Raw genomic sequence first — 14,212 nt, 5'->3', positions numbered from 1 at the left:
GCCTAGGTCGGATATCTGTGGAGACGGCTCAATCGGCAGGCGCGCCACAAAACCGGGCCCCGCAAACCGGCCAGAACTGTCGGTTCTGCCTAGCCCGCGCGCTTGCGGAGTTTGCGGCGTTCGCGCTCGGAGAGGCCGCCCCAGATGCCGAAGCGTTCGTCATTGGCGAGCGCGTACTGCAGGCACTGCGGGCGAACCTCGCACGAGCCGCAAATCTTCTTGGCGTCCCTGGTGGAGCCGCCCTTCTCCGGGAAGAAGGCCTCGGGGTCGGTCTGCGCGCAGAGCGAATCAGACTGCCAGGCGAGGGGATTGTCATCGGCATCGCCGTCAGGCGTCGTGGGCTGCTTGCGCACTCCGGGTACACCGAGACGTACTGGATCTACGAACCAGTCGTCAGGTACACCGGAACGATATTCGGACAACGTCATATCGCCTCCACCCATCAGCTCATGCACATTTCCGCGCTAGAACTAATTACACCGGTGTAGTTCCCTGGCGTCAAGTCGCCGATGGTAAACCCTCAACGCGGGCTGGAGGGTTTGCGACGCGCCCACGTGCTCGAATCGTGTCGTGCGAGTCAGCTGACGGATGCCTTCCTGGACTCCCACGCGCTGCGCACCATGTCTTCGAGGCTGTGTCGCATCTTCCAGTCCAGGTCGCGAGCCGCCATCTCGCCCGACGCCACGATCCGATCGGGGTCGCCGGTGCGACGCGGGCCGATGTCCGGGGTGAACGGAATGCCGGTGACCGTCGCGACCGTGCTCATGATCTCGCCGACCGAGACGCCGTCTCCGCTGCCGAGGTTGTAGACCGGGGCGATGTCCTGACCGGCGTCCAACCGCCGGGCCGCGGCGACATGCGAGGTCGCGAGGTCGGCGACGTGGATGTAGTCGCGCACGCAGGTGCCGTCCGCGGTCTTGTAGTCGTTGCCGTTGATGCGCGGCGTGCGCCCGTCGATGAGGGCCTCGAACACCATCGGGAACAGGTTGTGCGGGCTGGTGTCGCGCAGCTCCGGCGCACCGGAGCCGACGACGTTGAAGTAGCGCAGCGAGGTGTGCGCGAGGCCGGCCGCGACGGCCTGGTCGCGGAGCAGCCACTCGCCGATCAGCTTCGACTCGCCGTACGGCGACTCCGGGCTCTTCGCGGTCTCCTCGGTGACGAGGTCGGTGAAGGGGGTGCCGTACACGGCCGCGCTCGAGGAGAACACGATGCGGCCGACGCCGGCCTCCTGCATGGCGGCGAGCAGCAGGGCCGTGGCCGTGACGTTCTGCTCGTAGGTGTGCAGGGGCCGGGAGACCGACACTCCGGCGTACTTGAAGCCGGCGACGTGCACGACACCGCTGATCTGGTGCTCGGCGAAGGTCTTCGTCAGCAGCGCGGTGTCCAGCAGGGTGCCCTCGATGAACGGGACCCCGGCGGGAACGAACTCGGCGTGGCCGCTGGACAGGTCGTCGAGGACGACGACGTCGATGCCCTCAGCCAGAAACGCACGGACGACGTGGGAGCCGATATAGCCGGCCCCTCCGGTAACAAGCCAAGCCATGTGGTGCCCCTGCGCTCTCCAGGCAGCCGCATGCTGCCGTTTCAGACCACACTATCGTCCGCGCGGGAAGGGTTCGGGATGCCGGTTGCGCCTGGCCAGTTCGGCGTCGCCGAAGCCGTCGGAGCGCAGCGCGGCGACGCTCGCCACCACGGCCCAGATTGTCAGGGCCACTAATACACTCAGGAACAGGATCATGGCACTAACGGTAGGTCTTGCTACTTCCTGCCACGAGTGGCAGAGTTGCCGTTTACCCGCACATTCCTGCCAACCCCGTCGGAGGACCCCATGCTGAAGAAGATCGTCTGCGTCGCCATCCCCGGCATGGCCCCGTTCGAGTTCGGGGTGATCTGTGAGGTGTTCGGCATCGACAGGTCGGCGCACGGCGGGCCGGTCTTCGATTTCCACGTCGTGACGGCGGTTCCGGGGGCCCTGCGCACCAAACTGGGCTTCGACATCGTGGTGCACGACGGCCTGGCGGCGGCGGCGGACGCCGACCTCATCGCCATTCCCGCCTACGAGGCCGGCTCGGAGATCCACCCGGAGGTGCTGCGGGTCGTGCGGGACGCCGAAGCTCGCGGCGCCTGGGTGCTCAGCGTGTGCAGCGGCGCGTTCATCCTCGGCGCCGCCGGCATCCTCGATGGCCGGCGCAGCACCACGCACTGGATGTACGCCGACGCCCTCGCCGAGGCGTACCCGAACACCACCGTCGACCCCGATGTGCTCTTCGTCGACGACACCCATGTGGTCACCGGGGCGGGGACCGCGGCCGGCATCGACGCCGCCCTGCACGTGGTGCGCCGGGAACTCGGCGCCGCCGCGGCGAATGTGATCGCCAGGCGCATGGTGGTGCCGCCGCAGCGGGACGGGGGCCAATCGCAGTTCATCCAGGCGCCGATGCCCGAACAGCGCAGCGACTCGTTCGCCGAGATCACCGACTGGATGCTGCGCAGCCTCGACCAGGAACTCACCGTCGACCAGCTCGCCCGACGCGCGCTGATGTCCCCGCGCACCTTCGCCCGCCGGTTCAGGGCCGAGCTCGGAACCACGCCCACGGCGTGGCTGAACCGGCAGCGCCTGATGCTGGCCCAGCAGCTGCTCGAGGAGACCGACGAGACCCTCGACTTCATCGCGGCCCAGACCGGGTTCGGCGCTGCCGCGGTGATGCGGCACCACTTCGTGCGCGGCCTGCAGACCACGCCGACGGCATACCGGCGCACCTTCGGCCGGCGCCGGATGACGCCGGACTACGCGGACGCAGCCGGGGTGGTGGCCAGGAAGACCTCGCCGGAACCCGCGAAGGTGAGCGTCGCCTCGTCCGGCGTGATGTAGACCGACTCACCCCTGGCCAGGGAGATCGATGATCCCGCGCCGGCGATGAGGAAACGGCCGGCCGTGCAGATCGCGATGCCGGGGCCGGTGAGGGTCACCTGGCGCATGGGGACGCCGGCCGGTCCGGCCGCGCCGGCTGCGGCATCCGCCGACACCTCGATGTGGGCCAGCTCGAAGTCGGGCACGTCGGGCCGGTACACGGCGACGCCGTCTGCCTGCAGCTCCGGCGCCAGGTATGGCACCGGCAGGGGCGCGAAGTCGAGCACCTCGAGAAGCTCGTCGACGTCGATGTGCTTGGGGCTGAGCCCGCCGCGCAGAACGTTGTCCGAGGAAGCCATGACCTCGACGCCCAGCCCGGACAGGTAGGCGTGGATGTTTCCGGCCGGCAGGAAGAGCACCTCGCCGCGCTGGAGCGTCACCAGGTTGGTCAGCAGGGAGATGACGATGCCGGGATCGCCGGGGTACGCGCGGGACAAGGAGAGCACCGTGGCGAGTTCGGCGGCGAAACTCACCTGGGCGCCGCCGTCGATGAGGAACGCGGCCCGCTCGGCGAGCGCCACGACCCGCTCGACCAGCCAGGACACCTCGCCGGAGTCGCCGCCGCGGCCGTCGCGCAGTAGCCAATCGACGACGTCGTGCAGAGCGTCGTCCCCGACCAGCCGGTTCTCCAGCCCGAGCAGCGCCGCGGGCTGCGGGTCGTCCATGGTGGCGTCGAGTGCGCGCAGTTCAGCGAGGATGGAGCGGATCTGGCGCGGGTCCCGGAAACCGCACAGGGCCTGGAAGGTGTCGCTGAGCGCGAAGATGATCTCCGGCTTGTGGAACGGGTCGCGGTAGTTGCGGTCGGCGGCGTCGACGGGGATGCCGGCGGCATTCTCCAGCGCGAAGCCGGCCGCGGCGCGCTCCGGCGACGGGTGCGCCTGCAGGGAGAGCGGGCTGTGCGCGGCGAGGATCTTCATCAGGAACGGCAGACGCTCCGCCCCGGCGTGCGCGGCGCCGAGCGCCGACGCCGGATCGGCGTGAATCCAGGCGGCGAGGTTGGCCGCTCCCCCGGCGAGCGCCGGGTCGGTGATCACGGACGGGCTGCCGGGGTGCGCGCCCAGCCACAACTCGGCCTCAGGGCCGCCGGACGCCGGGTGGGCGAGGAGATCGGCGATCGCGGTGCGTGAACCCCACGCGTAGTCACGCGGGGTGTTGCTGATGCCCACAAACATGCTTGGCTCCTGAGTCGATTGGTTTAGACCAAACTACCAACCGCTTTCTCACCCGCGGCTTCGCCGACCTAGGCTGAAAGTCCCGGTCGCGGCACTCGCACGGCCGTACATCTACGTTGCAATGGAGCACGATGACCTTCGAGCCGCTCGGCAGTGATTTCTTCGGATACGAGAACCTCCTCACCGACGAGGAGAAGGCCGCACTGATGCGGATACGCGGCTACCTGGAGTCCGACGTGCGGCCGGTGGTGAACGGGTGTTGGGAACGGGCCGAGTTCCCGTCCGAGATCATCAAGCCGCTCGGCGCGCTCGGCGCGTACTCGTTCGGCTGGGAGGAGACCCGCCCGTTCCCGAACTCGGCCGTCTTCCGCGGCTTCGTGGCACTGGAGCTGGCGCGGGTGGACGCATCCGTCGCCACCTTCGTGGGCGTGCAGAACGGCCTTGTCGCCGGCTCGATCGCCGCCTGCGGGTCTGCGGAGCAGCGCGCCCAGTGGCTGCCCCGGCTGGCCCGCGGCGACATCGTCGGCGCGTTCGCCCTCACCGAACCCCTCAGCGGCTCGGACTCCGCGCAGGGCCTGCGCACGACAGCGACCCGGGAAGGCGACGGCTGGGTGCTGAACGGGCAGAAACGCTGGATCGGCAACGCCACGTTCTCGGACATCACCATCGTCTGGGCCAAGGACACCGCAGACGGCGCGGTGAAGGGATTCATCGTGCCGACGGACACGGCCGGCTACACGGCCACCAAGATCGAGGGCAAGATCAGCCTCCGTTCGGTGCAGAACGCCGACATCACCCTGCAGAACGTTCTCGTGCCGGAGCACAACCGGCTGCAGGAGGCGAACTCGTTCCGCGACACCGCACGGGTGCTGCGCTTCACCCGCGCCGAGGTCTCCTGGGCGGCTGTCGGCCTGGCGATGGGCGCGTACGAGGCCGCGGTCGCCTATGCCGCAGAGCGGGTGCAGTTCGGCAAGCCGATCGGCGGGCACCAGCTGGTGCAGGACCTGCTCGTGAAGAGCCTGGGCAACGTCACCGCCAGCCTGGGCATGGTTGTGCGCGTCTCGCAGATGCTCGACGACGGCACCCAGCGCGACGAGCACTCGGCCCTGGCGAAGTCGTACACGACGTCACGGATGCGCGAGACGGTGGCCTGGTGCCGCGAACTGTTCGGCGGCAACGGGATCGTGCTGGACTACGACATCGCCCGCTTCTTCTCCGACGCTGAGGCCATCTACTCGTATGAGGGCACCCAGGAGATGAACACCCTCATCGTGGGCCGCAGCATCACTGGCCTGGCCGCATTCGTGTGATCTCCTGCCGCAATCGCCGCCGCGGGGTGACAATGGGCGCATGGCATCAGCGCGCGACGACCGGAACGGTGTGACCGCGTGAGCGTGCGGCGAGGGGCGCCGGAGGTGGACGCCATCGTGGTCGGCTCCGGGCCGAACGGCCTGGCCGCCGCCGTGACGCTCGCCAGGGCCGGGCTGTCCGTGCGCGTCTACGAGCGGGCCGCCCAGGTGGGCGGCGGCGCGGCCACCGCGGAGCTCACCCTGCCCGGCTTCCACCACGACGTCTGCTCCGCCGTGCACCCGCTGGCGCTGGCCTCCGAGTTCTTTCGCCGCTTCGGCCTGGACGACCGGATCGATCTGGTGGTGCCGGAGGTCTCGTACGGGCACCCGCTGCCCGGCGACACCGCCGGCCTGGCCTACCGGAGCCTGGCCCGCACTGTCGACGAGCTGGGCAGGGACGGGCCGGCCTGGCACCGCCTGTTCGCGCCGTTGGTGGAGCACGCCGAGCAGGTCGCCGAGTTCACCGGCAACCAGCTGCTGCGGGTACCCAGGCACCCGGTCACGGCGGCGCGATTCGGCCTGCGCGCCCTCGAGCAGGGTGGGCCGCTCTGGGACCGGCGCTTCACCGACGACGCCGCCCCTGCCCTGCTCACCGGGGTCAGCGCCCACACGATCAGGGCCCTGCCGAGCCTCGCCACGGCCGGCGCCGGCCTCACCCTGGCCACTTACGCGCACGCCGGCGGCTGGCCGATCCCGGTCGGCGGCAGTGGCGCCATCGTGACCGCCATGGTCGACGACCTGCTCCGGCACGGCGGGGAGATCGTCACGTCCACCGAGGTACGGCGGCTGCGCGACCTGCCTTCGGCGCGCGTGGTGCTGCTCGATGTGACCCCGCGGGCGCTGGTGCGCCTGGCCGAGGGCGAGCTGCCCGCCGGATACGCCCGGCGTTTGGCGGCCTTCCGCTACGGCAACGCCGTGGCGAAGGTCGACTTCGCGCTGTCGGACCCGGTGCCCTGGCAGGCCGCCGGGCTGCACGCGGCGGGCACCGTGCACGTGGGAGGCACGAGGGCGCAGATCCGGCGGGCGGAGAACACCGTGGCGCGCGGCGGGCATGCGGCCGAGCCTTACGTGCTCGTCTCGCAGCCCAGCCGCTGGGACCCCAGCCGTGCCCCGGACGGCCGGCACACCCTGTGGGCGTACACCCATGTGCCGCGCGGCTCCACGGTCGACCAGACCGAGGCGATCATCGGCCAGATCGAGCGGTACGCGCCGGGGTTCCGCGACACGATCCTCGCCCATGCCGGTCGCACCGCCCAGGTTGTTGAGGCTCACAACCCCAATTACGTCGGAGGGGACATCTCGGCGGGCGAGGTGAGCATCCGCCAGCTGCTGGCTCGACCTGTGCTCTCGAGCGACCCCTGGCGCACCCCGCTGGCCGGCGTCTACCTGTGCTCGTCGTCGACCCCGCCGGGACCGGGCGTGCACGGCCTGGCCGGGTGGCACGCGGCCCTGAGCGCGCTCCGGCACGATCTAGGCGTGTCCAGCGCCCCCGACCTCTCCCCCTCATCCGCCCAGCGAAAGGTGACACCGTGGCCGTGAACTACCGTTCCCTCGATTGCTCTCCCGAGAAAGTCTTCGCGGTTCTCGCCGACGGCTGGCTGTACCCCGGCTGGGTGGTCGGCGCGTCCAGGATCCGGGAGGTCGACCCGGCCTGGCCGGCCACGGGCAGCGCCATCCACCACTCGGTCGGGGTGTGGCCGGCCCTGATCGACGATTCCACCCTGGTCCTGGAGTGGGATCCTCCCCGGCACGCGTTGCTGCGGGCGCGCGGCTGGCCGATCGGCGAGGCGCAGGTGACGATCGACGTGAAACCACGCGGCGACGGATGCGTGGTGCGCCTGGCCGAGGACGCCACGGCGGGCCCCGGCCGGTTCGTGCCCAGGCCCCTGCGCGACGTGGCGATCCGCGCCAGGAACGCCGAGACGCTGCGGCGACTGGCCTACCTCGCCGAGGGCGGCGCCGGCGGAGACTGACGCCCGAGGCAACTGTTCCCGCTCCGGACAATTGGTCCCGGTGCGCCGGACGCATTTGTCCGATTCGGGAACAGTTGCGCGGGGTTCCCGGGCCCTAGGCGAGGGCCAGGAAGAGCTTTTCCAGCTCGTCGACCGTGAGGGATTCCTTGTTCTCCGGATCGGCGATGCAGTCGCGCATGGCGGAGGAGACGATGGTGAAACCGGCACGGTCGAGCGCGCTCGACACGGCCGCCAGCTGCGTGACGACATCCTTGCAGCTGCCACCGGCCTCGACGGCGGTGATGACGGCGCTCAACTGCCCCTGCGCACGGCGCAGCCGGTTGAGCACCTTCTTCTGGTTCACGGCGCGCTGCTCATCGGTCATGACCTCGGACACCGCGGTCATGACGGCGCCCCGTCCTGCACCACGGGCAGACCGGCCTGCTGCCAGGCGTTCATTCCACCGGTCACGTTGACGGCCTCGAGGCCATGCCGTTCGAGGAAGGCCGCGCCCTGCAGGCTGCGGCCGCCGGCGGCGCAGATGACGTAGACGGTGGCGTCGCGGGGCACCTCGCCGACGCGCTCACCGAGGTCGCCGAGGGGGATGTGGATGGCGGCAGCCGCGTGGCCGGCACCCCACTCGTGCGGTTCGCGCACGTCGATCACGACGGGGTGGGGCAGCGCCGAGAGTTCGGTCACGGAGATATCGGTCATGGGGTATCCCTTCGGGGCGGGGAGGGGCACCTGTGCAGCCGAAACTGGGCACCCGGCTTCCCATCGGTTTATACCCCACAGGGTATCAGAAGAACTCCGCAGGCCGAGGAGAGGTCCCCCCAGTACCCTAGACACATGCCCGTCGTGCAGAGCCGTCTCACTGTTCGCCTTTTCGCGACCCTGGTGTTCTTCAGCGTGCTGGCCGGACAGTTCTGGCGGAACCTGCTCGGCTGGTGGGGCTTCGGCGCCATCGCCGTGGTCATCGTCGTCGGCAGCCTCTGGTTCCTCCTCTCCACCAAGCCCGGCCTGGCCTGGCGCACCTTCCCGAAATCACTCGCCGCGTTCATGCTGCTCGCCACGGTCTCACTGGCCTGGTCGGCCTACCCCGGCGTCAGCGCGCTCGGCATCACCCTGCAGTGGATCACCACCATCACGGCACTGTTCGTGGCCCTCTGCCTCAGCTGGACCGAACTGCTGCGCACCCTCGGCGTGGCCCTGCGGCTGATCCTCGGCCTGTCGCTGGTCTTCGAGTTCATCGTGGCGGTGTTCGTCGGCCACGCCGTGCTCCCGTTCTGGGTCGAGTACACCGGCAAGATCCCCGCCGCGTTCTACTGGTCGCGCGGGCTGCTGCTTGATGGCGGCCCGATCGAGGGCATCGTGGCGAGCCGCAACCTGCTGGGCTTCATCGCGCTGCTCGCGCTGATCGTGTTCGCCGTGCAGCTCGCGGCCGGCACCGTGGCCCGCGGCCGCGGAATCTTCTGGGTTGCCGTGGCGCTCGTGCTGCTCTGGCTGACCCGGTCGGCCACCGTGTCCGTCGCGCTCGTCGCCGTCGTGATCGCCCTGCTCTTCGCGCTCTGGGCCCGCCGGCTGCCGCCGCTCGGCCGGCGGCCGTTGTACCTGACCTTCGCCGCCGCGCTCGCCGCGCTCGTGATCGGGGTCGTCGCCTTCTCGTCGACCCTCCTCGGCCTGCTCGGCAAGAGCGAAGACCTCACCGGCCGTTTCGACATCTGGAACAGTGTCATCGACCTGGCCGGCCAACGCCCGGTCTGGGGCTGGGGCTGGGTCAGCTACTGGGCGCCGTGGGTCGAACCGTTCAACGGCCTCGCCGTGCGCAAGGGTGTGCAATACCTGCAGGCCCACAATGCCTGGCTGGATGTCTGGCTCCAACTGGGCATCCTCGGGCTGATCGTTTTCGGCGCCCTCGCCCTGTCGACCCTGTGGCGGTCCTGGTTCCTCGCCGTCGACCGGCCCCGCCTGGGCGTCGACGACACCGCGCGGTTCTCGGTCACGGCGCTGCTGCCCCTGCTCCTGCTCGTCGCGCTGCTCGCTCAGAGCCTGGCGGAAAGCCGCATCCTCGTCGAATCCGGCTGGGTGCTGCTGATCGTGCTCGCCGTGAAGACCAAGCGCCCCGGCGCGGCTGAGGAACTGCTCGGCGTGGGCAAGCGATGACCGACCGCGCCCGGCCGCTCATTCCGACCGCGGTCTCCGCGGTGTTCTCCTCTCCGCGGTTCAGCGCCGCGCTCACCCACCTCATCCTCGGGCTGGCCTTCGCCACGCACCTGCTGCGCAGCCTGATGGGCTGGCCCGGCCTGCTGGGCGCGCTGGCCTGTCTGGTCGCACTCGCGACGGCGTCTCTGGTGGCCAGGCGGCGCAGCATCGAATGGCACGGACTGCTGCCGGTGTCGATATTGGTCTTCCTGATCTGGTGTGCGCTGTCCGTGCTGTGGAGCGGGTACCCCGGCCGCACCGTGGCCGGGGTCGGCTACCAGCTGACCTTCGCCTTCCTGGCGATCTACGTGGCCCTCGTGCGTGACACCATCCAGATCGTGCGCGCCACCGGCGACGTACTGCGGGTGCTGCTCGGCCTGTCGATCGCCCTCGAGGTGCTGTCGGGGCTCCTGCTGGACCTCCCCATCGCCTTCCTCGGGGTGCAGGGCAACATCGCCATGCTCGGCCCCATCCAAGGGGTGTTCGGTTCACGCAACGTGCTCGGCCTGGTGTCATTGATCGCCGGGGTCAGCTTCCTGATCGAATTGCGCTCCAGGTCGGTGCGACCGCTCCGGGCCGCCTGGTCGATCGCACTGGCCAGCCTCGGCGTGCTCCTCACCCACTCGCCGGTGTTCGTCGTCGTCGCCAGTGCCGTCGGCATCGCCGCCTTGGCCCTGTACTGGCTGCGCCGCACCCCCGTCGACAAGCGGTGGCTGCTGCAGCTGAGCCTGCTCGGCACCGTGCTCGTCGTCACGCTCCTCGTCTTCATCGGCCGGGCGAGCATCATCAACCTGCTCAATGCCGGCAGCGAATTCGAGACCAGATCCACGCTGTGGCGGGAGATGTGGCGACTCGTGGAGCTGCATCCGCTCGAGGGCTGGGGCTGGACCGGCACCTGGCCGCAGGACATCAGCCCGTACGGCTGGCTCGACTTCGTGACCAAGAGCCAGCACTCCTCCGCACTCAACGCGTTCCTGGACGTCTACTTTCAGGTCGGCCTCGTCGGGTTCCTCTCCTTCGTGGCGCTCGTGACCCTCGCGTTCATCCGCTCGTGGGTGCTCGCCTCGAACAAGCGCCCCGTCGTCTACGTCTGGTCGCCGCTGGTCCTCGTAGCGCTCCTGGTCACCTCGGCGGCCGAGAGCACGGTGCTCGTCGAGTTCGGCTGGCTGCTGCTGCTGATCTGCTCGGTGAAGGCCGCACAGAGCCAGAGCTGGCGGCGCCTTCTCAAGCCCAGCCCCCGAGTCGACGCGGACGACTAACTCAGGCCCTGATGTTCCCTCCCGGGGAAACATCCACCGGAGCCCGGCAGAATGTATCGAACCAGCCAATGGAAGCGGGACCCGTGCACGTGAGTCACACAGAAGAGCCAGACCAGGATCAGCCCACCCTCGCTCCGGCGAGCCCGAAGACCGGGAACGGCTTCATCCTGATCGTGGCCGCAACCGGACTCGTCGGCATCGCGGGCTATCTGATCACGGCGTTGCTTCCGATTCAGATCGGCGTGGCGTCCTACGCGGTGTTCGCCGTCTTCTGGTCGTTCATCTTCCTCGTTGCAGCGGCCCTCACCGGAATCCAGCAGGAGATCACCCGGGGCACGCAGGCGCGCGAGCCCGGTGACGGAACCCGAGCCGGTCAGGCCGGCCGCTTCGCGCTTATCGCGTTCTTTGTGGTTCTCATCGCCGTCTTCGGCACCGCGCCATTCTGGCAGCACGCCGTCTTCCCCGAACATGGCTGGGCCATGGTGGTCCCCCTGGCCATCGGGGCGGCCTCGTATGTGCCCCTGGCCGTCCTGGCGGGCTCGCTCTACGGGGTCGGCCATTGGAAGGCACTGTTCGCGCTGATCACCGTCGAGGGCATGCTGCGGCTGGTCCTGGTCGGCTCCGTCGCCCTGATCAATCCCGACATGGTCGCCCTGGCGTGGGCCGTCGCACTGCCGTTCCCCGTGGCGGTGGCGGTAGTGTGGCCCTTCGCGCGAGCGCGGATCGTGGGAAAGACCCGGCTGGACGTCACTCTCCCCCAGCTCACCTGGAATGTCGGGCGCACGATCACGGCGGCGGCGGCGATGGGTGTCATGATCAGCGGTTTCCCGCTCGTCCTCCAGCTCACCTCGCCCGGAGTGTCAGCGGATGAGATCGGTCTGGTGATCTTGCTGGCCACGCTGACGCGGGCGCCGCTGATCGTCGTGGGTATGGCGCTGCAGAGCTACCTGATCGTCTTCTTCAGAGCCAGGGCCGCGCATTTCTGGCGTACCCTGCTTTTGTTGGAGGGTGCGGTGATCGCCATCGGCCTGGTCCTGGCGGTTCTGGGTTACCTGCTCGGCCCGCCCATCTTCGGTTGGTTGTACCCCAAGGAGTCCGCACCGGCCGACTGGCTCATCCCCACCCTCGTGCTGTCCTCTGCCCTGGTCGGCGCTCTGTGCGTGAGCGCGCCCGCCGTGCTCTCGAGGAACGCGCACGCGGCGTTCAGCGCCGGCTGGATCGTCGCGGCTCTCACCACCGTCGCCTGCCTGCTGCTGCCGATGGGGTTCATCGAGAAGACCATGCTGGCCCTGCTCGTCGGTCCGGCAGCCGGCGTGCTGGTGCATGCCGTCTACCTGGTTTTCGTGCGGAACGCTGAGCCTGCCAGGGCCTAGTTACTCCAGGCCCCACAGCGTGATGGTGCCGGTGGAGCCGTCGTCCTGGGTGTACGGGAGGCTGGACTGTTCGACGAGGATGTCCGCATAACGGTTCCCCCAGTCGTCTCCGCAGGCGCTGTCTGAGAGCACCTGGGTGGCATCGCCGGCGATGGCCGCATCCCGGTCGATGGCGCCGCTGAGCCGGCTGGAGACGATCGTGGCGATCGCGTCGTACTCGGTGGGCCAGGCCATGCCGAGGTGGTAGTACGCGATCGGCACACCGGAGGTGACCTTGAGCACGCGTGGGTCGATGCAGGAGTCGACCATGAGGAGTGTGCCGGGGTGGGTCTCGGCGGACTGCAGGGCCAGGTCGTTGAGCGCTGTGTTGCGGGGTGAATCGGTCACCAGCAGGGACCGGGCGATGCCGGCGCGATAGAAGACCCACCAGTCGGTGAGCGACACCGTGGCGATGCCGACGCAGAGCAGCGCGGCGACGAGCACGGCCCAGCGCGGCACCGAGCGCCTGCCTTCCCGCGGAACGGCGGTGCCTGCGGGCTCCTCGGCCACTGGGGCCGGTGACGTGGGGGCGCTCCCCAGCTCGGCGGCCGGCGTCGCCGGGTGCGGAGTCGCAGCGGCCCAGAGATCGGTGAGCACCATGACCCCGACGGGCAGGATGGTGGCGGCCACGAGGAAGAACACGTCCATGTAGAGCCGGTACGGCTCGGCGTTGGCCCCCCAGATGTCGTTCGTGCCGAGCAGGATCCAGGCCAGCGCGGCGCCGAGCGCATAGGCGCCCCAGACCGGGCGGCGGCGCCAGATCGCGGCGGCGAGGATCACGGCCAACGGCACGATCAGCGCAAGACCCGAGATGAGCCCGGTCTCCAGCGGCACGCCCAGCTCGCTGTTCGAGGCCACCCGATAGGCGAGGAATGGGTCCCCGGTGACGAGGCCCATGACGGTGCCGACCACCTGCGGGGAGGCTCCGAGCACGACGGCTACGCAGTACAGCAGCACCACGCCCCGGCTGCGCACGATGAGCGCGATCATGCCGGGCACGGCGGGGAGCAGCCCGAAGACCAGGGCGGGCAGCTGGCCGCCGGCATCCGCGACGGTGGGGCCGGCCAGGAAGACGACGGGGATCAGGACAACGGACAGCGCCGCAAGCACGAGATGGCGGCCGCGGAGGATGACCCAGGCGGCCAGGCCGAACGCGAGCAGGTAGATCGCGGCGATGAACGAGTAAGTCTGCACATTGGCGAGACCACCGAGGATCAGGCAGATCAGGGTGGTGAGCAGCACCCGGGTGCGGGTGCGGGCCGGCCGCAACCAGAGCAGGGCCAGGGCGAGCAGGCAGATGGCCGCGATGGACAATGACACCGACTCGCCGTTGAGGGTGTGCAGAAGACCGAACGGCCCCCAGATCACGGCGTGCGATTCGAGCGGCGTGTACCAGCCGGTCACGGTGAGCCTGGAGAAGGTACCGAGCATGAACGGCACCGGCGCGATCAGGCCGACCCACCAGCGCCGGCTCAGCCGGATGAGAATGGCCGCCAACAGGCCCACGAGCACCAGCTGCACCGCCATGCCGCACACGTTCCACGCGACGATGGGGTCCCACCCGGTCACTCGGGCGACGAGGCCGATGGCCTCGTAGTACATGCGCGGGTAGGTGTTCGCGCCGGTCTCGGTGTCGGGTTCGAGGGCGGCGAACTGTCCCTCTGAGAAGTTCTTCACGATCGCGAGGTAGCCGAGCTGGTCGTGCACGAAGTAGTCGCGGAACCGGGCAAGCGAGAAACCGGGGGTGGCCAGGTACATGCCGGCCTGCACGATCAGGTGCAGGATCAGGGCCACCGTCACAACGACGCCGATTCTGATTCGGCCGATGCCGGCTCGGTCGCTGCCGGAAACTGTGGCCACTCGAGCGTCATTCACTGCAACACCCTACAACGCGGCCCTATGACGAAACGGCCGCTGACACCGGCAGGGACGGCCTCCCGGCCACCGCCGACACA

Annotated in this window: 14 protein-coding genes; 7 read left to right on the top strand and 7 right to left on the bottom strand. The window is 69.4% G+C overall.

All coding sequences use genetic code 11. The features are described 5' to 3' along the window. Positions 1–89 precede the first annotated feature (89 nt). The 3 genes from BJQ94_RS03690 to BJQ94_RS03680 all read right to left on the bottom strand — a co-directional run bounded on the left by BJQ94_RS03690 (position 90) and on the right by BJQ94_RS03680 (position 1,738). Positions 90–428 carry a WhiB family transcriptional regulator gene (locus BJQ94_RS03690; RefSeq protein ID WP_265399313.1) on the bottom strand — a complete coding sequence of 113 codons (339 nt, stop codon included), beginning with the start codon at positions 426–428 and terminating at the stop codon, positions 90–92. Between the two features lie 149 nt (positions 429–577). Continuing rightward, the gene (gene galE / locus BJQ94_RS03685) at positions 578–1,543 is read right to left on the bottom strand and encodes a UDP-glucose 4-epimerase GalE (RefSeq protein WP_265399314.1); all 966 of its coding nucleotides are present in this window, start codon (positions 1,541–1,543) and stop codon (positions 578–580) included. Positions 1,544–1,594: 51 nt separating this feature from the next. Then, entirely contained in the window at positions 1,595–1,738 is a 144-nt protein-coding gene (locus tag BJQ94_RS03680) for a hypothetical protein (RefSeq protein WP_265399315.1), read from the bottom strand. A gap of 90 nt (positions 1,739–1,828) precedes the next feature. Here BJQ94_RS03680 and BJQ94_RS03675 point away from each other — a divergent pair, with 90 nt between their 5' ends. Further along, positions 1,829–2,872 (top strand): helix-turn-helix domain-containing protein, encoded by a 1,044-nt coding sequence (locus tag BJQ94_RS03675; protein WP_265399316.1) that lies wholly within the window; start codon positions 1,829–1,831, stop codon positions 2,870–2,872. On the opposite strand, the gene manA is transcribed toward BJQ94_RS03675, so the two are convergent. Next, positions 2,788–4,083, bottom strand: a complete 1,296-nt coding sequence (gene manA / locus BJQ94_RS03670) for a mannose-6-phosphate isomerase, class I (protein ID WP_265399317.1) — start codon at positions 4,081–4,083, stop codon at positions 2,788–2,790. The genes BJQ94_RS03675 and manA overlap by 85 nt on opposite strands. A gap of 131 nt (positions 4,084–4,214) precedes the next feature. On the opposite strand from manA, the gene BJQ94_RS03665 reads away from it, so the two are divergent. The 3 genes from BJQ94_RS03665 (at position 4,215) to BJQ94_RS03655 (ending at position 7,405) form a co-directional block, all read left to right on the top strand. Continuing rightward, on the top strand, positions 4,215–5,393 hold the full coding sequence (locus BJQ94_RS03665) for an acyl-CoA dehydrogenase family protein (protein ID WP_265399318.1): 1,179 nt from the start codon (positions 4,215–4,217) through the stop codon (positions 5,391–5,393). Between the two features lie 78 nt (positions 5,394–5,471). After that, positions 5,472–6,971, top strand: coding sequence for an NAD(P)/FAD-dependent oxidoreductase (locus BJQ94_RS03660; RefSeq protein WP_265399319.1), 1,500 nt, complete (start codon positions 5,472–5,474; stop codon positions 6,969–6,971). After that, positions 6,962–7,405, top strand: a complete 444-nt coding sequence (locus BJQ94_RS03655) for an SRPBCC family protein (RefSeq protein ID WP_265399320.1) — start codon at positions 6,962–6,964, stop codon at positions 7,403–7,405. Before BJQ94_RS03660 ends, BJQ94_RS03655 begins: the two co-directional genes overlap by 10 nt. 94 nt (positions 7,406–7,499) lie before the next feature. Here the strand turns inward: BJQ94_RS03655 and BJQ94_RS03650 are convergent, their stop codons facing one another. Then, a complete protein-coding gene (locus BJQ94_RS03650) occupies positions 7,500–7,790 on the bottom strand; it encodes a metal-sensitive transcriptional regulator (protein ID WP_265399321.1) in 291 nt (96 codons plus the stop codon). Then, complete coding sequence (locus tag BJQ94_RS03645) at positions 7,787–8,098, bottom strand: rhodanese-like domain-containing protein (RefSeq protein ID WP_265399322.1); 312 nt, start codon at positions 8,096–8,098, stop codon at positions 7,787–7,789. The genes BJQ94_RS03650 and BJQ94_RS03645 overlap by 4 nt, the downstream gene beginning before the upstream one ends. Positions 8,099–8,233: 135 nt before the next feature. Here BJQ94_RS03645 and BJQ94_RS03640 point away from each other — a divergent pair, with 135 nt between their 5' ends. The 3 genes from BJQ94_RS03640 (at position 8,234) to BJQ94_RS03630 (ending at position 12,218) form a co-directional block, all read left to right on the top strand. Continuing rightward, complete coding sequence (locus BJQ94_RS03640; protein WP_265399323.1) at positions 8,234–9,547, top strand: O-antigen ligase family protein; 1,314 nt, start codon at positions 8,234–8,236, stop codon at positions 9,545–9,547. Next, positions 9,544–10,845 (top strand): O-antigen ligase family protein, encoded by a 1,302-nt coding sequence (locus BJQ94_RS03635; protein ID WP_265399324.1) that lies wholly within the window; start codon positions 9,544–9,546, stop codon positions 10,843–10,845. The genes BJQ94_RS03640 and BJQ94_RS03635 overlap by 4 nt, the downstream gene beginning before the upstream one ends. Before the next feature lie 89 nt (positions 10,846–10,934). Beyond that, positions 10,935–12,218 carry a hypothetical protein gene (locus tag BJQ94_RS03630; protein ID WP_265399325.1) on the top strand — a complete coding sequence of 428 codons (1,284 nt, stop codon included), beginning with the start codon at positions 10,935–10,937 and terminating at the stop codon, positions 12,216–12,218. Here the strand turns inward: BJQ94_RS03630 and BJQ94_RS03625 are convergent, their stop codons facing one another. Beyond that, positions 12,219–14,132, bottom strand: coding sequence for a hypothetical protein (locus tag BJQ94_RS03625; RefSeq protein ID WP_265399326.1), 1,914 nt, complete (start codon positions 14,130–14,132; stop codon positions 12,219–12,221). Positions 14,133–14,212: the final 80 nt, after the last annotated feature.

The sequence above is a fragment of the Cryobacterium sp. SO2 genome, from assembly GCF_026151165.2.
Classification (GTDB): Bacteria; Actinomycetota; Actinomycetes; order Actinomycetales; family Microbacteriaceae; genus Cryobacterium.
This window is presented reverse-complemented; position numbering and strand designations above follow the sequence as displayed.

Bases quoted from the DNA above. Each gene is read 5' to 3' on its own strand.
- BJQ94_RS03645 (WP_265399322.1), bottom strand. From the start codon at position 8,098: ATGACCGATATCTCCGTGACCGAACTCTCGGCGCTGCCCCACCCCGTC.
- BJQ94_RS03635 (WP_265399324.1), top strand. From the start codon at position 9,544: ATGACCGACCGCGCCCGGCCGCTCATTCCGACCGCGGTCTCCGCGGTG.
- BJQ94_RS03690 (WP_265399313.1), bottom strand. From the start codon at position 428: ATGACGTTGTCCGAATATCGTTCCGGTGTACCTGACGACTGGTTCGTA.
- manA (WP_265399317.1), bottom strand. From the start codon at position 4,083: ATGTTTGTGGGCATCAGCAACACCCCGCGTGACTACGCGTGGGGTTCA.
- BJQ94_RS03640 (WP_265399323.1), top strand. From the start codon at position 8,234: ATGCCCGTCGTGCAGAGCCGTCTCACTGTTCGCCTTTTCGCGACCCTG.
- BJQ94_RS03675 (WP_265399316.1), top strand. From the start codon at position 1,829: ATGCTGAAGAAGATCGTCTGCGTCGCCATCCCCGGCATGGCCCCGTTC.
- galE (WP_265399314.1), bottom strand. From the start codon at position 1,543: ATGGCTTGGCTTGTTACCGGAGGGGCCGGCTATATCGGCTCCCACGTC.
- BJQ94_RS03680 (WP_265399315.1), bottom strand. From the start codon at position 1,738: ATGATCCTGTTCCTGAGTGTATTAGTGGCCCTGACAATCTGGGCCGTG.
- BJQ94_RS03650 (WP_265399321.1), bottom strand. From the start codon at position 7,790: ATGACCGCGGTGTCCGAGGTCATGACCGATGAGCAGCGCGCCGTGAAC.
- BJQ94_RS03665 (WP_265399318.1), top strand. From the start codon at position 4,215: ATGACCTTCGAGCCGCTCGGCAGTGATTTCTTCGGATACGAGAACCTC.